The sequence below is a fragment of the Brachybacterium sp. sponge genome (assembly GCF_001613775.1).
Lineage (GTDB): Bacteria > Actinomycetota > Actinomycetes > Actinomycetales > Dermabacteraceae > Brachybacterium > Brachybacterium conglomeratum.
On record NZ_LRMP01000002.1, the window covers coordinates 648552 to 667444 of the forward strand.

17 protein-coding genes are annotated in these 18893 nt (G+C 74.2%); 14 read left to right on the plus strand and 3 right to left on the minus strand.

Annotated features, from left to right (window positions below; translation table 11 throughout):
• Position 1 precedes the first annotated feature (1 nt).
• The 3 genes from A4A78_RS10975 to A4A78_RS18175 are packed head-to-tail and all read left to right on the plus strand — an operon-like array spanning position 2 to position 4076.
• Positions 2 to 1534 carry a YifB family Mg chelatase-like AAA ATPase gene (locus A4A78_RS10975; RefSeq protein WP_062949150.1) on the plus strand — a complete coding sequence of 511 codons (1533 nt, stop codon included), beginning with the start codon at positions 2 to 4 and terminating at the stop codon, positions 1532 to 1534.
• Complete coding sequence (dprA, locus tag A4A78_RS10980; RefSeq protein WP_062949152.1) at positions 1531 to 2757, plus strand: DNA-processing protein DprA; 1227 nt, start codon at positions 1531 to 1533, stop codon at positions 2755 to 2757. The genes A4A78_RS10975 and dprA overlap by 4 nt, the downstream gene beginning before the upstream one ends.
• Positions 2758 to 2813: 56 nt before the next feature.
• Entirely contained in the window at positions 2814 to 4076 is a 1263-nt protein-coding gene (locus A4A78_RS18175; RefSeq protein WP_062949154.1) for a tyrosine recombinase XerC, read from the plus strand.
• Between the two features lie 138 nt (positions 4077 to 4214).
• On the opposite strand, the gene A4A78_RS10990 is transcribed toward A4A78_RS18175, so the two are convergent.
• The gene (locus tag A4A78_RS10990) at positions 4215 to 4979 is read right to left on the minus strand and encodes a murein hydrolase activator EnvC (protein ID WP_062949156.1); all 765 of its coding nucleotides are present in this window, start codon (positions 4977 to 4979) and stop codon (positions 4215 to 4217) included.
• 398 nt (positions 4980 to 5377) lie between these two features.
• Here A4A78_RS10990 and rpsB point away from each other — a divergent pair, with 398 nt between their 5' ends.
• The 11 genes from rpsB to A4A78_RS11045 all read left to right on the plus strand — a co-directional run bounded on the left by rpsB (position 5378) and on the right by A4A78_RS11045 (position 16389).
• Complete coding sequence (gene rpsB / locus A4A78_RS10995) at positions 5378 to 6280, plus strand: 30S ribosomal protein S2 (RefSeq protein WP_029360685.1); 903 nt, start codon at positions 5378 to 5380, stop codon at positions 6278 to 6280.
• A gap of 100 nt (positions 6281 to 6380) precedes the next feature.
• A complete protein-coding gene (gene tsf / locus A4A78_RS11000; protein WP_062949158.1) occupies positions 6381 to 7205 on the plus strand; it encodes a translation elongation factor Ts in 825 nt (274 codons plus the stop codon).
• A gap of 144 nt (positions 7206 to 7349) precedes the next feature.
• On the plus strand, positions 7350 to 8102 hold the full coding sequence (pyrH, locus tag A4A78_RS11005) for a UMP kinase (RefSeq protein ID WP_062949160.1): 753 nt from the start codon (positions 7350 to 7352) through the stop codon (positions 8100 to 8102).
• A gap of 85 nt (positions 8103 to 8187) precedes the next feature.
• A complete protein-coding gene (gene frr, locus A4A78_RS11010; RefSeq protein WP_010551359.1) occupies positions 8188 to 8754 on the plus strand; it encodes a ribosome recycling factor in 567 nt (188 codons plus the stop codon).
• A 45-nt stretch (positions 8755 to 8799) separates the two neighbouring features.
• Positions 8800 to 9699: a phosphatidate cytidylyltransferase gene (locus A4A78_RS11015; RefSeq protein ID WP_062949162.1), complete on the plus strand. Its 900-nt coding sequence runs from the start codon at positions 8800 to 8802 to the stop codon at positions 9697 to 9699.
• Entirely contained in the window at positions 9696 to 10970 is a 1275-nt protein-coding gene (rlmN, locus tag A4A78_RS11020; protein WP_062949164.1) for a 23S rRNA (adenine(2503)-C(2))-methyltransferase RlmN, read from the plus strand. Before A4A78_RS11015 ends, rlmN begins: the two co-directional genes overlap by 4 nt.
• A 110-nt stretch (positions 10971 to 11080) precedes the next feature.
• The gene (locus A4A78_RS11025; protein ID WP_010551362.1) at positions 11081 to 11629 is read left to right on the plus strand and encodes a DivIVA domain-containing protein; all 549 of its coding nucleotides are present in this window, start codon (positions 11081 to 11083) and stop codon (positions 11627 to 11629) included.
• On the plus strand, positions 11626 to 12831 hold the full coding sequence (gene dxr / locus A4A78_RS11030) for a 1-deoxy-D-xylulose-5-phosphate reductoisomerase (protein WP_062949166.1): 1206 nt from the start codon (positions 11626 to 11628) through the stop codon (positions 12829 to 12831). The genes A4A78_RS11025 and dxr overlap by 4 nt, the downstream gene beginning before the upstream one ends.
• A gap of 2 nt (positions 12832 to 12833) precedes the next feature.
• Positions 12834 to 14177 (plus strand): RIP metalloprotease, encoded by a 1344-nt coding sequence (locus tag A4A78_RS11035; RefSeq protein WP_062949168.1) that lies wholly within the window; start codon positions 12834 to 12836, stop codon positions 14175 to 14177.
• Between the two features lie 195 nt (positions 14178 to 14372).
• Complete coding sequence (ispG, locus tag A4A78_RS11040; RefSeq protein ID WP_062949170.1) at positions 14373 to 15533, plus strand: flavodoxin-dependent (E)-4-hydroxy-3-methylbut-2-enyl-diphosphate synthase; 1161 nt, start codon at positions 14373 to 14375, stop codon at positions 15531 to 15533.
• A gap of 34 nt (positions 15534 to 15567) precedes the next feature.
• Positions 15568 to 16389: a DUF4081 domain-containing GNAT family N-acetyltransferase gene (locus A4A78_RS11045; RefSeq protein ID WP_231881020.1), complete on the plus strand. Its 822-nt coding sequence runs from the start codon at positions 15568 to 15570 to the stop codon at positions 16387 to 16389.
• A 27-nt stretch (positions 16390 to 16416) separates the two neighbouring features.
• Here the strand turns inward: A4A78_RS11045 and A4A78_RS11050 are convergent, their stop codons facing one another.
• Complete coding sequence (locus A4A78_RS11050; RefSeq protein ID WP_062949174.1) at positions 16417 to 17295, minus strand: class I SAM-dependent methyltransferase; 879 nt, start codon at positions 17293 to 17295, stop codon at positions 16417 to 16419.
• Between the two features lie 95 nt (positions 17296 to 17390).
• Positions 17391 to 18869 (minus strand): hypothetical protein, encoded by a 1479-nt coding sequence (locus A4A78_RS11055; protein WP_062949176.1) that lies wholly within the window; start codon positions 18867 to 18869, stop codon positions 17391 to 17393.
• Positions 18870 to 18893 lie beyond the last annotated feature (24 nt).

The window sequence follows — 18893 nt, forward strand, 5'->3', positions numbered from 1 at the left end:
GATGGGCCAGGCGCGCACCCTCTCGATCAGCCTCACCGGCCTCGAGGGCACCCTGGTCGAGGTCGAGGCCGACGTCTCCCCGGGCCTGCCCGCGTTCTCGCTCGTGGGCCTGCCGGACTCCTCCACCCTCCAGGCCAAGGACCGGGTCCGCGCCGCCGCGGCCCGCAGCGGCCTCCGCCTCGCTCAGCGCCGGATCACCGTGAACATGACCCCGGCCTGGCAGCCCAAGCACGGCTCCGGCTTCGACCTCGCGATCGCGCTCGCGGTCCTCGACGCGCAGGGCGACCTGCTCACCCACGTCCCCTCCGACACCGTGCTGCTCGGCGAGCTCGGGCTGGACGGGAGGCTGCGTCCGATCCCCGGGGTGCTGCCCGCCCTGCTCGCCGCCCGCGGCCTGGGGCTCTCCCGCGCCGTGGTCCCCGAGGCGAACCTCGCCGAGGCCCGACTCGTGGGCGGCATCGAGGTCGATGCGGCGCCCGACCTCACCACCCTCCTGCATCGCTTCGGCGCGGACGTCCCGCCGTCCCCCGCCCGCGAGCCGCTGCCCGCGGGCGCCGCGGTGGAGCGGGGCGCGGGCAGCACGGTCGACTTCGCCGACGTGATCGGCCAGGAGCAGGCCCGCCGTGCCGCGGAGGTGGCCGCCGCAGGCGCCCACCACCTGCTGCTGCAGGGACCGCCCGGCGCCGGCAAGACGATGATCGCCGCGCGCCTGCCCGGCATCCTGCCCGAGCTCAGCACCGAGGACGCCCTGGAAGTCTCCGCCGTGCACTCGCTCGACGGCCGCTTCGACGCCCGCGACGGCCTCCTGCGCACCCCGCCGCTGGAGAGCCCCCACCACACCGCCACCGCCGCCGCGATCGTCGGCGGGGGAGGAGGACTCGCCCGGCCCGGCGCGATCTCCCGTGCCCACTGCGGGGTGCTCTTCCTCGACGAGGCGCCTGAGTTCTCCGCCCGCGTGCTCGAGGCGCTGCGCGAACCCCTGGAGACCGGGGACATCACCCTGCACCGGGCACGCGGGGTCACCCGCTACCCGGCCCGCTTCCAGCTGGTACTGGCCGCGAACCCCTGCCCCTGCGGGAACGCCTGGGGCAAGGGCGAGAAGTGCACCTGCACCCCGCTGCAGCGCCGCCGCTACCTCTCCCGGCTCTCCGGCCCCGTGATGGACCGGATCGACATGCGCGTGGACGTCGGACCGGTGGACCTCCACCTCAGCGGCACCGAGCCCGCCGAGCCCAGCGCCGCGATCGCCGCCCGCGTCGGCCGGGCCCGCACCCGCCAGGCCCGCCGCTACGAGGGACGCGGCTGGAGCACCAACGCCCACCTGCCCGGCCCGCTGCTGCGCACCGAGTTCGCCCCCGCCCCGGTGGACCTCGCGCTGCTGCGCCACTCCCTCAGCCAGGGCCGGCTGACCCTGCGCGGCTACGACCGCGTGCTGCGCCTGGCCTGGACCCTCGCCGACCTCGGCGGCGCCGACCGGCCCGACGCCCTGCACATCGGCGAGGCCCTCACCCTGCGACAGGCGGACGTCCGATGACCGAGAACCCCGACGGACCCGAGAACCCCGACATCACCCACGAGACCGAGCGCCGGGCCCGGCTCACCTGGTCCCTGCTCGCCGAGCCCTCCGACGCCGTCGCGCTGCTGGCCCGGGAACGACTCGGACCCCGCGCCGCGCTCGAGCTGGCGCGCGAGGCGACGCCGACCGAGCTGCTCGCCGCGCTGGACGGACAGGTGCCGGCCGAGGCCGCCGACCCCGGCACGGGCACGCCCGACGCCCGCGCCTCCCGCGCCCTCCAGCGCTGGCGCGGCCGGCTCGCCGCCGTCGACGTCGAGGCCGTGCTGGAGGACGCCGACCGGCGGCGGATCCGGGTCCTGATCCCCGGGGACGAGGAGTGGCCGAGCGCCCTCGACGACCTCCAGGAGACCGCCCCGCACTGCCTGTGGGTGCAGGGTCCCGGCCGGCTCGACCGACTGGCCGGGGAGCGCGCCGCGGCGCTCGTCGGCTCCCGCGCCTCGACCCCCTACGGGGAGGATGTCGCCTCCTCCCTCGGCGCGGCCTTCGCGGGCGCCGGCGGGACCGTCGTCTCCGGCGGCGCGTACGGCATCGACGCCGCGGCGCACCGCGGGGCGCTCGCCGCCCAGGACGGCGCGACCCTCGCCGTCCTCGCCGGCGGGCTCGACCGCCTCTATCCCCGCGGGAACACGCAGCTGCTCGAGCGGATCCGCGAGCAGCATCTGCTGCTCAGCGAGGCCCCGATGGGCACCGCCCCCACACGGTGGAGGTTCCTGGCCCGCAACCGGCTGATCGCCGCCCTGTCCCGAGCGGTGGTGATCGTCGAGGCGGCCTGGCGCTCCGGGGCGCTGTCCACGGCGCGGCTCGCCGATCAGCTCTCCCGACCGGTCGGAGCGGTGCCCGGTCCGGTCACCTCCGCGGCCAGCGCCGGCTGCCACCGCCTGATCCGCGAACGCGGCGCGGTGCTCGTCACCGAACCCGCCGAGCTGCTGGACCTGCTGCCCGGAGGCCCCGCCGCAGGGGAGGGGAGCTTCGCCCGCCAGGACGAGCTCGATCTGCTCTCACCAGCGGATCGGCGTGTGCTCGATGCCGTGCCGCCCCGCTCGGGCATCTCCCCGGGGCGTCTCGCGGACGAGATCGGCTTCGCCCCGCGGGAGGTCGGGGCAGCGCTGGCCCGGCTCGAGCTGCTGGGCCTGATCGAGCAGGGAGGGCAGCGGATCCGGCGCACCCGCCGCACCGGCTGACGGCCGGCTTGGCGCGAGCGCTGCCCCCGGCCGCGACGATGGGCGAGAATGACGGGATGAGCACGGAGCGCGCGACGGAGACCGACGAGCAGATCGTCAACGCCTTCGCCGCCCATCTCGACCTCGAACGAGGCAGGTCCGAGCACACCGTCCGGGCCTACCGCCGCGAGGCCGCGGCGCTGCTGGCGCATCTGCGGGAGGTCGAGCGGATCGCCGCGGCCGAGCTCGATGTGACAGCGCTGCGCTCCTGGCTCGGTGCCCGCGCGGAGACCGGGGCCGGCGCGAGCACCCTCGCCCGCTCCGCCGCGGCTGCGCGGACATTCACCACCTGGCTCGCCTCCACCGGCAGGATCCCGCACGACGTCGGCGGCCGGCTCCGCGCGCCCCGCCGCGGCCGGCACCTGCCCACCGTCCTCACCGACGAGCAGGCCGGCGCGCTCCTCGACGGGATCGTCACCGAGCCCGCACCGAGGAGGAGCGACGTCCCGGCACCGGGCGCCGACGCGGACTCCGAGGACGCCGCGCCGGCACGAGGCGGCACCCCGACGCCGGGCAGCACCTCGACACAGGGCGGCGCTCCGATGTCGGCCGGCGCCGCGACGCTGGGCGGCACGGCGACCAGGGACGGCGCCGTGACGCGGGACGGGACCGCGACGGCGGGCGACACGGCAGGGGAGGGCACCGCCGCAGGCGGAGCGCCCGCCGAGGAGCCGTCCGAGGTCGATCCCGTCCAGCGCGCGGTGCAGCTGCGCGACGCCGCCGTGCTCGAGCTGCTCTACTCCTCCGGTCTGCGCGTCTCCGAGCTCGTGGCCCTCGACCTGGGCGGGATCGACATGGCCCAGGGCACCGTCCGCGTGCGCGGCAAGGGCGACAAGGAGCGGATCGTCCCCGTCGGCGTCCCCGCCCTGGAGGCGCTGCGCCGCTGGGAGACGGAGGGCAGGCCGGTGCTCGCCGGAGCGACCGCCGCCGGTGGAGGCACGGCACAGGCCTCGGGGAACGGCCGGGCCGGGACCTCGGCGGCGCGCCGAGCGAAGGCGCCGGGGCGGGCGCTCTTCCTCGGGGTGCGGGGCGGGAGGCTCGGGGACCGCGCCGTGCGCACCCTCGTGGACCGCTACGCGGCCCGCGCCGGGATCGCCCGCCACGTCACCCCGCACACCCTGCGGCACAGCGCGGCCACCCACCTCGTCGAGGGCGGCGCGGACCTCCGCAGCGTCCAGGACTTCCTCGGGCACTCCTCGCTCGCAACCACGCAGATCTACACCCACGTCAGCGCAGAACGCCTGCGCAGCACCGTCGAGCAGGCGCATCCGCGCGCCTGATCTGCGGTAGACGCGCCGCGCCCGCGCATGTCGCGCCGGGTGCGCCACCATCGCCGACGGTCCTGGGCCCGGGAGCCTCGGCGGCCCCCGCGGTCCCGACGGTCCCGGGCCGTGCCGCCCCGGCGGTCCCGGGCACGGTCAGGCCAGGGCGACCGCCCGCGCCCCGTGCCGTGTGACCTGAGCGCCGACCGAAGCGCTGACCGGAGCGACCGCCCGGGACGGCATTCCCGCCCCTGCTGCAGGCCCCGCACTCGCTCCTGCCCCCGCCGCCGTCCCCGCAGGCCCTGCCCCGGCGTCGCGGGAAGCCCCCGGCCCGACCGCTCCCGCACCGCCCCCGGAGGCGCCGCCCGCCCAGGGCAGCAGGACGCTCGGCCCGCGCCCGCCGAGCAGCAGCAGCAGGTCGACATAGAGCTCGCCCCGTCGAGCACCCAGGTGCAGACAGTCCCGACCGGCGCAGTGGGAGGCGGGCGAGGAGCCCTCGAGGGTGCCGAGCACCTGACCGGCCCCGACCGGGTCCCCGGCGCTCACCCCACCGTCGACCGGCTCGTAGGTCGAGATCAGCCCGTCGGCATGCACCACCGAGACGACGCCGCGCCCGGCGACCGACCCGCTGAACCGCACGGTCCCGCCCTCGACCGCCCGGACCTCGCCGCCGCCCGGGACCGCGATGTCGATCCCGCGATGACCGGGGCCGTAGGGCGTCGCCGGCGCGTCGAAGGGGGCGATCACCTCGTGCGGCGGCGGAACCGGCCACTGCCAGCGCGGACCGTCCGCCCGTGCCGCGGCGGACGGCATCACGAGCACCGGCAGGAGCAGCACCAGCAGCGCGAGCACCCGCGCGGCCGGGGAGGCGGGCAGGGACAGGGGCGGGGGAGAGGGTGGAGGCGCCGGCGAGGGGATCATGTCGGCATCGTCCGCGCCCCGCCGCGGCCCGGCGAGCCCCGCCCGGCGACGGTGGAATCACGGGGTCTGTGGAGGAGAGGTCGCACGAGGACCCGGCGAGGACTCGCCGGGACGGAGGTGACGCAGGACGCGCGCGATGAGGCGGCGGCGTCCGATAGACTCCACTCAGCATCCGGTCCGTCCGGATGACTTCGCGTGCCCACCAGGGCTCGTCGGCCATCGGTCCTTCCCGTCCCCGCCCCGTGCGGAGGCAGGTGCAGGGCGGCCGGCACCCGGGCACCAGGCCCCGCACCGACCGGTGGCGGGGGAACAACCGAGAAAGCAGGTCCTGCGCGATGACCGCGGACGCCTTCGGGCGCGCCGTGCGAGCCCAGGACCGGAGAACAGAGGACACCATCATGGCAGTCGTCACCATGCGCCAGCTCCTGGAGAGCGGCGTCCACTTCGGTCACCAGACCCGTCGTTGGAACCCGAAGGTCCGTCGCTTCATCTTCACCGAGCGCAACGGCATCTACATCGTCGACCTCATGCAGACCCTGTCGTACATCGACAAGGCCTACGACTTCGTCAAGCAGACCGTCGCCCACGGCGGCACCATCCTGTTCGTCGGCACCAAGAAGCAGGCGCAGGAGTCCGTGCAGGAGCAGGCTACCCGCGTGGGCATGCCCTACGTGAACCAGCGCTGGCTGGGCGGCATGCTCACCAACCTGCAGACCGTCTCCGCGCGCGTCAACCGCCTCAAGGAGCTCGAGCAGATCGACTTCGACGATGTGGCCTCCTCCGGCCGCACCAAGAAGGAGCTGCTCATGATGCGTCGCGAGAAGGACAAGCTCGAGAAGACCCTCGGCGGCATCCGCGACATGGGCAAGGCCCCCTCCGCCCTCTGGGTCGTGGACACCAACAAGGAGCACCTCGCCGTCGACGAGGCGCAGAAGCTTAACATCCCCGTCGTCGCGATCCTGGACACCAACTGCGATCCCGACGAGATCACCTACCCGATCCCGGGCAACGACGACGCGATCCGCTCCGTCACGCTGCTGACCCGCGTGGTCGCCGACGCGGTCGCCGCCGGCCTCCAGGAGCGTCACGCCAAGTCCACCGGCGGCGAGAAGAACGTCTCCGCCGTGGACGCCGAGCCGCTGGCCGAGTGGGAGCAGGAGCTGCTCAAGCAGTCCGAGGTCCAGTCCCAGGACGCTCCCGCCGAGGAGTCCGTCGCCGCCGCCGAGGAGAAGCCCGCCGAGGAGGCCCCCGCCGCGGAGTCCTCCGAGGAGACCTCCACCGAGGCCCCCGCCGCCGAGTGATCCGCGGGCCCGGGATCGACACGTCGGTCCCGGGCCCCTCCACGGGGAGGCCGATCGCCTCCCGCCACCTCCCGAAGCAGCTCCCACAAGGAAGAGGAACATGGCCAACTACACGGCAGCAGACATCAAGGAGATCCGCGAGGCCACCGGCGCGGGCATGCTCGACGTCAAGAAGGCGCTCGACGAGGCGGACGGCGACAAGGCCAAGGCCGTCGAGGTCATCCGCGTCAAGGGCCTCAAGGGCATCGCCAAGCGCGAGGGCCGCACCGCCTCCGAGGGCCTCATCGCCTTCGACATCCGCGACAGCGCCGAGGGCCGCACCGGCACCCTCGTCGAGCTCAACTCCGAGACCGACTTCGTCGCCAAGAACGACAAGTTCGTGGCGCTCGGCGACGAGGCCGTGGCCGCCGCCGTCGAGTCCGGCGCCACCGAGCCCGAGCAGCTCGCCGAGACCCCCTTCGGCGAGGCGCTGACCAACGCCGGCGCCTCCATGGGCGAGAAGATCCTGGTGCGCCGCATCGGCCGCGTCTCCGGCGAGGCCGTCACCGAGTACATGCACCGCACCAACAAGGACCTGCCCCCGCAGGTCGGCGTGCTGGTCGCGACCGACGCGGCCGGCGCCGAGGTCGCGCGCGACGTCGCGATGCACATCGCCGCGTTCACCCCCGCGTACCTCAACCGCGACGAGGTCCCCGCCGAGCTCGTCGAGAACGAGCGCCGCATCGCGCAGGAGACCGCCGAGAACGAGGGCAAGCCCGAGAAGGCGATCCCCAAGATCGTCGAGGGCCGCCTGAACGGGTTCTACAAGGAGAACGTCCTGCTCGACCAGGCCTTCGCGAAGGACCCGAAGAAGTCCGTCGGCCAGGTCGTCGAGGAGGCCGGCGGCACCGTCACCGGCTTCGTCCGCTTCCGCGTCGGCAACTGACGCCACCGGGCCGGGCCGGGCGCGCTGCGCGCCCTCCCCGCCCGCCGGCCACGTGAGCGTGGCCACCGCCCCGCGGCCCCGCACCATCGGTGCGGGGCCGCGCCGGTATCATCGCCGAGGACCCCGCGCGGAAGGACCCCTCCCATGACCCAGACGTTCACGTCCCCCATCCCTGTTCTGCCCAAGCGACAGGACGGGCGACGCGTCCTCCTGAAGCTCTCGGGCGAGGCCTTCGGCGGAGGCGCCGTGGGCGTCGACCCCGATGTGGTCTCCCGCATCGCGGCGGAGATCGCCGAGGGCGTGGCCCAGGGCGTCCAGTGCGCGATCGTCGTCGGCGGCGGCAACTTCTTCCGCGGCGCCGAGCTGTCCCAGCGCGGCATGGACCGCCGTCGCGCGGACTACATGGGAATGCTCGGCACGGTCATGAACTGCCTGGCCCTGCAGGACTTCCTCGAGCAGCGCGGGGTCTCCACCCGGGTCCAGACCGCGATCGAGATGGGCCAGGTCGCCGAACCGTACATCCCGCTGCGCGCGGTGCGCCACCTGGAGAAGGGGCGCGTGGTGATCTTCGGCGCGGGCGCCGGCATGCCCTACTTCTCCACCGACACCGTCGCCGTCCAGCGCGCGCTCGAGATCGGCTGCGAGGAGGTCCTGATGGCGAAGAACGGCGTGGACGGCGTCTACGACGCCGACCCCCGCACCAACCCCGACGCCACGAAGCTCGAGCACGTCACCTACGGCGACGCGCTCCAGCGCGGCCTCAAGGTCGTGGACTCCACCGCCTTCAGCCTCTGCATGGACAACGCCCAGCAGATGATGGTCTTCGGCCTCGACACCCCGGGGAACATCACCCGGGCGATGCGCGGCGACCGGATCGGCACCGTCGTCACCAAGTGACACCGGCCCGCAGGTCGCGGCGCCCGGACGCCGCGACGTGCGGGACAATGGACCCGAACACCCTTCGACAACCGAGGAGCACCCCGTGAGCGACGACACTGCGAGCATCCTGAAGGACGCCCAGTCCAAGATGACCAAGACTGTCGAGGTGACCAAGGACGAGTTCACCGCGATCCGCACCGGCCGGGCGAGCGCCGCGATGTTCCAGGGGATCACGGTCGAGTACTACGGCGCGCCGACCCCGCTGAACCAGCTGGCCTCGCTGCAGTTCCCCGAGGCCCGCACCGTCATCGTCACCCCCTACGACAAGACGGCGATGTCCGCGACCGAGACCGCCCTGCGCGAGTCCGATCTCGGCGTGAACCCCACCAACAACGGCGACACCCTGCGCGTGGTGCTGCCGGCGCTGACCGAGGAGCGCCGCCGCGACTACGTCAAGCTCGCCCGCACCAAGGCCGAGGACGGCCGTATCGCGATCCGCGGCTCCCGCGGCAATGCGAAGAAGGCCATCGAGAAGCTGGTGAAGGACGGGGAGATCGGCGAGGACGAGGGCGCACGCGCCGAGAAGGACCTCGAGGCCCTGACCAAGAAGTTCATCGAGCAGGTCGACGAGGCGCTCGCCCTCAAGGAGACCGAGCTCGAGACCGTCTGAGTCGCGGAGCCACCACCCCGCCGTGCAGACCGTGAGCGCTCCGCGATGAGCACCTCCGCGCCGGACTCCGCCGCAGCGACCGCCTCGACCTCCGTCGAGGCGGTCGCTGTCGCGCCGGAAGGCGAGCACGCCAAGCGGCGCGGCCCCGGCAGGAACCTCCCCGCCGCGATCGGCGTCGGCCTCGCGCTGGTGGCGGTGCTGGCGCTGTCCGTGCTGGTGGTGCCGCAGGCGTTCCCGGTCGTCGCGGCCATCGCGATGGTCGCCGCGGTGCTCGAGCTCACCCGGGCGCTCGCCCACGGAGGGCTCGAGGTCCCGGCCGTGCCGCTGCTGGTCGGCGTGATCGGGATGGTCGTCTCGACGGTCGTGTTCGGGGCGGAGGGGCTGATGCTCTCCACCGCCGCCGCGGTCTGCGTGCTGATCCTGTGGCGGGTCAGCGAGTCGATGGGCCTGACCGCCCTGCGCGACGTCGCCGGGGGAGTGTTCGCCCTGGCCTGGGTGCCGTTCCTCGGCTGCTTCCTGCTCCTGCTGATGCAGCGGGACCAGGGAGCGATGCTGGTGCTGCTCGCCGTGCTCGGACCCGTCGGCAACGACGTCGGCGGCTACATCGCCGGGGTGCTCTTCGGCCGCCACCCGATGGCGCCCGGCATCAGCCCGAAGAAGAGCTGGGAGGGCTTCGCGGGCTCGCTCGTGCTCGGCACCGCGATGGTCACCCTGATCGCGGTGCTCGCGCTCGAGCTTCCCTGGTGGGTGGGAGTCGCGATCGGTGCGGTGCTGGTCGTGGTCTCCACCTGCGGGGACCTCGCCGAGTCCCTGCTGAAGCGGGACCTCGGGATCAAGGACATGGGGCACCTGCTGCCCGGCCACGGGGGCGTGCTGGACCGGGTGGACTCGATCCTCCTGGCCGCCCCCACCACCTACGTCATGCTGGAGGTACTGCTGCCATGAACGAGACCCCGCCTCGCACCCCTGCCGCAGGGACGAGCAACCCCGACCTCTCCCGCGAGGCCGTCCCCGGGCAGAAGGTCGCCCTCGCCCCCGGCCAGCTGCAGCTGCGTCCCACCCGTCGTGGGAAGCCGCCGGCGCACCTGGCCGATCTCACGCTCGAGGAGCGGATCGAGGCGGTGAAGGAGATGGGCCTGCCCGGCTTCCGCGCCAAGCAGCTCTCGGTGCACTACTTCGAGCACTTCACCACGGATCCCGAGGACCTCACCGACATCCCCAAGGACCTCCGCCAGCAGCTCGTGGACCGCTTCTTCCCGCCGCTGCTGAGCGTCGTCTCGCGCCAGAGCGCGGACCACGGCGCGACGCAGAAGTTCCTGTGGAAGCTGTTCGACGGCCCGATGGTCGAGTCCGTGCTGATGCGCTACAGCGACCGGGTCACCCTGTGCATCTCCTCGGAGGCGGGCTGCGGCATGAACTGCCCCTTCTGCGCGACCGGGCAGATGGGCCTGACCCGCAACCTCTCCACCGCCGAGATCCTCGAGCAGGTGCGGATCGCGAACCGGATGCTCGCGAGCGGCGAGCTGCCCGGCGGCCCCGGCCGCGTCTCGAACATCGTGTTCATGGGCATGGGGGAGCCGCTGGCGAACTACCGCCCCGTCGCGACCACCTGCAAGCGGCTGAACGCCCCGGCCCCGGAGGGCTTCGGGATGGGCGCCCGCCACATCACGGTCTCCACCGTCGGCCTCGCCCCGGCGGTCCGCAAGCTCACCGCGGAGAAGATCCCGGTCACCCTCGCGGTCTCGCTGCACGCCCCGGACGATGCGCTGCGCGACGAGCTGGTGCCGATCAACACCCGCTTCGACGTCGACGAGATCCTCGATGCGGCCTGGGAGTACTTCGAGACCACCGGCCGACGGGTCTCCATCGAGTACGCGCTGATCCGGGACATCAACGACCAGGCCCACCGCGCCCAGCTGCTCGCCGACCGGCTGATCGCCAAGGGCGGGGCGCACTGGATCCACGTCAACCCCATCCCGCTGAACCCCGTCAAGGGCTCGAAGTGGACCGCCTCGGATCCCCTGGTCGAGAAGCGCTTCGTGGAGATCCTGCGGGACAACGGCATCTCCGCCACGATCCGCGACACGCGCGGCTCCGACATCGACGGCGCCTGCGGCCAGCTCGCCGCCGAGGTGATCGAGTCCGATGCCCACCGCGAGGACCGCGAGGCGCGCGTCGCCCGAGTCGAGACGGTCGCCTCGGCCGTCGCCGACTGACGCTGCGACCCGGCCCCGTCCGGGACCGCAGGCGCCCTGCACGCCTCCCCGACACACCTCTCCCGCGCCGCTACAGTGGGACACCGACAGCACCGAGGAAGGACCACCAGGTGAGCACATCGTTCGAGCGTGTCTCGCGCTTCAGCGTCGGATACGACATGCGCGAGGTCGACGAGTTCCTCTCCCGCGCCCGCAAGGCCTACGAGGGCCGCGACCCGTCCTTCGACGGCTCCGACATCACCGCGGCGAGCTTCGGCACCGAGCGCGGCGGCTACGACATGCGCGTGGTCGACGAGGCGCTGGACCGCCTCTCCGACGCGTTCGCGCTGCAGGCCCGCGACGACGCCATCGCCGCCCAGGGCGAGGAGGCATGGGTCGCGCAGCTCACCGAGCGCGCCGAGACCCTCAAGGAGCGGCTCGAGCGCCCCGCGGGCGACCGCTTCGCCCCGGCCGCGCAGGGCGAGCCCGCCTACGACAAGGGCGACGTCGACGCCCTGTGCGACCAGCTCGTCGCCTACTTCACCGACGGCCACCCGATGAGCGTGGACGACGTGCGCCGCGCCGCCTTCGGCCGCCGCCGCGGCCCCGAGGGCTACCGCGAGGCCGTGGTCGACGTGTACCTCGACCATGTCGCGGACGTGATGGCCTCCGTGCCGTGACCGGCGCCGCCCCCCGGCGCCTGGTCCTGCTGGGGTCCACCGGCTCCATCGGCACGCAGGCGCTCGACGTCCTCGCCCGCTACGGGGACGTCGCGACCCTCCACGGCCTCGCCGTCGGCGGCACCCGGCCCGGCCTCGTCGCAGAGCAGGTGCTCGCGCACCGCCCCGCCGAGCTGGTCGTCTCCGACCCCGCCCGGGTCGTCGCGGTGCGCGAGGCCGTCGAGGCGGCCTGCTCCGCCGCCGGACTCCCCGCGCCGCGGATCAGCGCGGGCGCCGAGGCGGTCGTCGAGCTCGCCGGGTCCCTCGGCGCGCAGGACGTGGTCCTCAACGCGATCACCGGCTCCGTCGGCCTGCTGCCCACCCTCGCCGCGCTCCGCTCCGGGGCCCGGCTCGCGCTGGCGAACAAGGAGTCCCTCGTCGTCGGCGGAGACCTGGTCACGGGCGCCGCCGCGCCCGGGCAGATCCTCCCCGTGGACTCCGAGCACACCGCGATCGCGCAGGCCCTGGCCGGGGTGCGCCACGACCAGATCGACCACCTCGTGGTCACCGCCTCCGGAGGGCCCTTCCGCGGCCGCACCCGCGCCGAGCTCGACGGCGTCACCCCCGAGCAGGCGCTCGCCCACCCCACCTGGTCGATGGGCCGGGTCATCACCACGAACTCCGCGACCCTGGTGAACAAGGCGCTCGAGGTGATCGAGGCCTGCTTCCAGTTCGACCTGCCGGAGGAGCGCGTGCAGGTGGTCGTCCACCCCCAGTCGATCGTCCACTCGATGGTCACGCTCGTCGACGGCTCCACCATCGCCCAGGCGAGCCCGCCGGACATGCGCCACGCGATCGGCTGGGCCCTCGCCCATCCCGAGAAGCTCCCCGGCCTCGCCGCCCCGCTGGACTTCTCCGCCGCCCAGGCCTGGACCTTCGAGCCCGTGGACGAGGACATCTTCGACGCGATCGCGCTGGCCCGCGCCGCGCACCGCGAGGGCGGGGGAGCGATGGCCGTGTACAACGCCGTCAACGAGGAGGCGGTCGACGCCTTCTTCGACGGGCGTCTCGACTTCCTCGGCATCACCGGGCTGATCCGGGCGGTCCTCGAGCTCCCGACGCGGCCGCGCGCGGAGCGCGCCGACGGCGTCGAGGCCCTCCTCGAGCTCGAGTCCTGGGCGCGCGCCGCCGCGGCCGAGCTCCTCGCGGCCCGGGCGCGCTGAGCATGCTGCTGTTCGCGCTCGGCGTCCTCGTCATCGCGGCGGGGCTCGCCCTCTCGATCGCGCTGCACGAGATCGGGCACCTGGTCCCCGCGAAGCTGTTCGGGGTGCGCGTCACCCAGTACATGATCGGCTTCGGGCCGACGGTCCTCTCCCGCACCCGCGGCGAGACAGAGTACGGGCTGAAGGCCATCCCGCTGGGCGGCTACATCCGCATGATCGGCATGTACCCGCCGCATAAGGGCGAGCCCGAGGGCACGATCCGCGAGGACTCCACCGGCCTGCTCCAGCAGATGACGGAGATGTCCGAGGACGCGAAGGCGTACGAGTCCGCCCAGTACGGGCCCGAGGACGCCCACCGCACCTTCGTGGCGCTGTCGGTGCCGAAGAAGCTCGTGGTCATGCTCGGCGGGCCCGCCATGAACCTGCTCATCTCCGTGCTGCTGATGGTGGTGCTGGTCAGCGGGATCGGCCTGCCCTCGGTGACGCCGACGGTGCAGAGCGTCTCCGAGTGCGTGGTACCGGCCGACGCGCCGGCGGACGTCTCCTGCGAGGGACGGCCCCCGGCCCCCGCGCTCGAGGCCGGGATCCGTCCCGGCGACGTGCTGCGCGAGATCGACGGCGCCCCGATCACGCGCTGGGAGGACGTCACCGAGGCCGTCCGCGCCGCGGACGACCGCACGATCGAGGTCGTCGTCGAGCGCGACGGGCGGGAGATCCCGCTCGAGGCGACCCTCGTGATCGACGCCCGGCCCGTCCTGGACCAGGCCGGCGCCGCGGTGCGCGACGCCGACGGGAGGTTGGTCACCGAGGAGGTCGGGTTCCTCGGCGTGGCCGGCACCCCCGACCTCGTCCCGCAGTCCCCGACCGAGGTGCCCGCGATGGCGTGGGACGCCTTCGTGCGCACCGGACAGATCGTGGTGACCCTCCCGGTGCGACTGTACGAGGTGGCGCAGGCCGCCTTCGGCAGCGCCGAGCGGGACCCGGACGGACCGCTCGGCGTCGTCGGCGTCTCGCGGCTGGCCGGCGAGGTCGCCTCCGCCGACGAGCCCGGCTTCGAGCTGCGCGAGAAGGTCGGGACGATGATCTCGATGCTCGCCTCGCTGAACATGGCGCTGTTCGTGTTCAACCTCGTCCCGCTGCTGCCGCTGGACGGCGGGCACGTCGCCGGGGCGCTGCTCGAGGGGATCCGACGCCGGATCGCTCGGCTGCGGGGACGCCCGGATCCCGGCCCCGTGGACATGTCGCGGATGCTCCCGCTGACCAATGCGGTCGCGCTCGTGTTCATCGTGATGACGCTGCTGCTGCTCTACGCCGACATCGTCAAGCCGATCACGCTGTTCCCCTGACCGCAGCGCGCCCGGTCCTCCGGGGCCAGCCCGACAGGCGCCGGTCCGACGGGCGTCGGCTCGATCGACGGCGGCTCGTCCGCGGCGCGCACCGGACCCCGCGGGGCTGTGCCCCGGGCCACGTCGTGCGTGCAGGAGCGGTGGAGGTGTCGCACCTCGCCTCGCCGGAGCCCGTCGGCGGTCCATAATGGAGGGGTGACTTCCGTGAGCCTCGGCATCCCCTCCGTCAAGACGCCCCCGCCGGTCCTCGCCCCCCGGCGGACGACCCGCAAGGTGAAGCTGGGCGACCTGTACGTCGGCGGCGACGCGCCGATCACCGTGCAGTCGATGACCACCACTCCGACGCACGACATCAACGCGACCCTCCAGCAGATCGCGGAGCTGACCGCGGCCGGCTGCGACATCGTGCGCGTGGCCTGCCCGCGCCAGGAGGACGCCGACGCGCTCGTCGCGATCGCCGCGAAGTCCCCGATCCCGGTGATCGCCGACATCCACTTCCAGCCCAAGTACGTCTTCGCCGCGATCGAGGCGGGCTGCGCGGGAGTCCGCGTCAACCCCGGCAACATCCGCCGCTTCGACGACCAGGTGAAGGACATCGCCAAGGCCGCGAAGGACCACGGCACCGCGCTGCGCATCGGCGTGAACGCCGGTTCGATCGACAAGCGCATGATGACCGGCGACCGCGTCACCCCCGAGGCCCTCGTCGCCTCCGCGAAGTGGGAGGCGTCCCTCTTCGAGGAGCACGACTTCCACGACTTCGGCATCTCCGTCAAGCACAACGACCCCGTGATCATGGTCGAGGCCTACCGCCAGCTCGCCGCGGAGGGCGACTGGCCGCTGCACCTCGGCGTCACCGAGGCGGGCCCCGCGTTCCAGGGCACCATCAAGTCCTCCGTCGCCTTCGGCATTCTGCTCGGCGAGGGCATCGGCGACACCATCCGCGTCTCCCTCTCCGCCCCGCCGGTGGAGGAGGTCAAGGTCGGCAACCAGATCCTGCAGTCGCTGAACCTCAAGCCGCGCAAGCTCGACATCGTCTCCTGCCCCTCCTGCGGCCGCGCCCAGGTCGACGTCTACACCCTCGCCGACGAGGTCACCGAGGGCCTCAAGCACCTCGAGGTCCCGCTGCGCGTCGCCGTCATGGGCTGCGTCGTCAACGGCCCCGGCGAGGCGCGCGAGGCCGATCTCGGCGTCGCCTCCGGCAACGGCAAGGGCCAGATCTTCGTCAAGGGCGAGGTCATCAAGACCGTGCCGGAGGCGGACATCGTGGAGACCCTGCTCGCCGAGGCGAACCGCATCGCCGCCGAGATGGGCGAGGACGTGCCCGCCGGCGGCGCCCCCTCCGTCTCCGTGGGCTGAGGCCGTGTTCCGGCGGGGCGGGCGCCTGCGCGCAGTGCGCCCCGGCACGGTGGACGCGGCGCTGGATCTCGCCCTGCGGGACCCGGTCACCAACGCGCTCGGCGGGGCCCGGCTGCGGGAGACCGCCCGCTCCGCCTCTCTCGCCCAGGAGTTCTCCCTGGTGGGCGATGACCGCCTGCCCGAGGGCGTGCTCTGGCACGGGGTGAACCTCTCGCCGCTGTCCGCGACCCCGCGCGCGCTCGACGAGTTCGGGACGCATCTGGCGGGCAGGCCGCGCCGGGCCAGCTCGGTGGTGGGGGAGCGGGCCGCGATCGAACGGCTGTGGGAGACCCTCGGCCGCTCCTGGGACCGGGAGGTGCGCGAGCACCGCTGGAGCCAGCCGCTGCTGCTCGCGGACCCGCCGGCGCTGATGCCCTCCCTGCCCGGCGCCGGGCTGCGGGCCGCCGAGCCGCAGGACGCGGCGGCCGTGTTCCCGGCCGCGGTGGCGATGTTCCGCGAGGAGGTCGGGATCGACCCGCTGCTCGGTGACGGCGGCCGCTCCTACCGTCACCGGGTGGGGGAGCTGATCCGGCAGCGTCGTACCTATGTGGTGGTCGAGGAGGGCGAGGTGCTGTTCAAGGCCGATGTCGGCGCGCTCTTCGGCCCCGTCGCCCAGATCCACGGCGTGTGGGTGCGCCCGGACCGTCGCGGCCACGGGCTGGGCCGCACCGCGATGGCCGAGCTCGTCGCCCAGGTGCGCCGCGACCACGCCCCGCAGGTCTCCCTCTACGTCAACGACTTCAACGAGCCGGCCCGGCGCGCCTACGCCGCCTCCGGCTTCCGCCAGGTCGGGGAGCTCACCACGCTGCTCTTCTGAGCGCGCCGCGCTGTGCGACCCGTCGGCTCAGGCGGGACGGTGGGCGGTGAGCACGTACTGCAGCGCGAGCCGGTCCGGGTCGTCCCGCAGCCGGTAGCGGTCGCCCTCGCGCACCATCAGATCAGGCCACGGGCACCAGGCCGCGAACGGGACCTCCTCGAAGGAGTCCAGCACCAGGCCGGCCTGCAGCAGCGCGGTGAGGATCTCCCCGATCGAGTGGTTCCACTCGTGGCTCACGGTGTGGGTCATGCGGGGCGTGCCCTCGGGGACCGGGACGTAGCTGCCCTCCTGGTCCCAGGTCATCGGCTGCTCCCGCTGGAAGTAGGGCTGCTCGATCCTCAGCCCGTCGGAGACGTCGTCGCCCACCGCCATGAACATCGGGTGGTCGTCGCGGATCAGGAAGCGGCCGCCCGGCCGCAGCAGCGAGGCGACGACCCGTGCCCCCGCCGCGACGTCGGGCAGCCAGCACAGCACCCCGATCGAGGTGTACACGAGGTCGAAGTCGCCCGTCACCGCCTCCCGGGCGTCGTACACGTTCGCCTCGACGAACTCGATCCCGGCTCCGGCGCGGTCCGCGATCTCCCGTGCACGGGAGAGGGAGCCGGGGGAGAGGTCCACGCCGACGGTCCGGCGCGCCCCGAGCCGGGAGAGGCTCACCGTGTCCGTGCCGAGGTGGCACTGGAGGTGGACGACGTCGAGGCCGGTGAGGTCCCCGAGCCGTCCGCGGTCCTGGGCGACCTCGGGGCTGATCAGCGAGGGGTCGGCCACGAGCTCCTCGATGCCGTAGCCGGAGGCGACGTGGAGCGCGGCGCGGTCGTCCCAGTTGGTGCGGTTGTCCTCGAAGAGGCGCTGTCGTGCCGGTGCGTCGTCGGCGCCGGTGCGGTGGGGCGTGCCGGTGGTGTCCATGCCGGGCACGCTAGGGCACGCCCGGGCCGGGGTGCCAGCGAGTTATCGCGCCGCCCCGGTGCGCGGCGCGGAGCGCGAGCGCGTCGGTGCGCTGCTCAGGCGGCGAGCGCGTCGAGGGCCAGCAGCGTGTTCGCGGCGGTCCAGGCCAGCGGCGCGACCTGGGCCGGGCGGCCGTCGTGCAGCACCTTCTCGGGCAGGGAGCCCTGCTCGGTGCGGTGCGCGGCGAGCCAGGAGAGGACCTCGCGGGCGGCCCGGTGCTCCCCGGCCCGGGCGAGGCCCAGGCCCAGCAGGCTGGTCGACGGGGTCCAGCTGATCCCGTCCTGCTTCCAGGCCGCGCCCGGCGCGATGCCGCCGGCGGGCCGGGACAGCTCGCTCCGCAGCGCCCTCAGGCGTGCCGGATCGATCATGTCGTGCAGGCCCGTCGCGTCGAACAGGGCGAGTGCGGAGTCGGCGCCGCCGCCGTCGCGATAGCGCTGCCAGCCGCCGTGCCCGAAGGTCCCCTCGAGCAGGTGCGCGAAGACCTGCGCGGACTCCACCGCGCCGGTGGAGCCGGTGAGCTCCGCCCCGGCGCGCAGCCCGGCGAGGGTCGCTCCCGCGCCCCACAGGGTCGCGGCGCCCTCGCGCACCTCCCAGTAGTCGGGGGAGGCGGGCGGCAGCGCGGTCCCGCCGGAGGTGGCGTGGTGCAGCGCCGCGAGCGAGGTCGTCACCAGCGGTGCGAGCCGGTCGGCGACGGCCCCGCTCTCGGCGCCCGCGGCGGCGACCGCCTCGGCGCTCGCCCACAGCAGCAGCCCCGTCCCGTCGAACTGCGGGGCGCGGCGGTCGGGGGCGCGGTCGGTGCCGGGCACGTAGCGCGCCTCGAACCAGCCGTCGGCCTGCTGGAGGTCCTGGAGATGGGCGAGCACGTCGGCGGCGCGATCGACCGCGCCGATCCGGGCCAGGGCGACGGCGCAGAACGCCGCATCGCGCGGCCACACGTACCGCCAGTTCGCGGTCCAGCCGGCGACGGGGGCGGGCAGGTCGTCGTCGAGCACCCAGAGGTCCGCGAGCGCGGTGTCCGCGAGGTCGACGAGCAGGTCGGCGTCCCCGGCGTCGCTGCTCGTCCCCGCGGCGGAGACCTCGGCCCCGGCGGGGGAGCTGCCGACCCCCGTGGCGGAGCCGCCGCCCTCCGTCAGCCGAGTGCGCAGCCGTTCGCGCCAGGCGGCGATCCGTGCGACGAACTCCGCGGCGCGGTCCCGGGCGGGCGAGTGCTCCGGCAGCGCGGCGGCGAGCCGGGTGCCGGGGCTCAGGGCGAGGTCAGGGGCGCGGCCGCCGACGAGCACCCGCTCGCCGTCGGCGCCGACGGCGACGGTCCCGGCGTGCAGCGGGATCTCGGTGCGCGGGTCGACGGCGCTCCAGGTCGAGCGCCCTGCCGCGACCGCGCCGGTGCCGAGCGCCCCGAGCACGCCGAGACCGGCGACGGCGCCCGCGCCGCGCAGGAGCCGCCGTCGGCTCGGGGGACCGGCGCCCGCCGGTCCTCCTCGTGCCTCGCGCGCCGCTCCCGCCGCGGCGGTGGCCTGCCGCTGTCGTCGCTGCATGCCGTCAGCGTACCGACGGGCCGC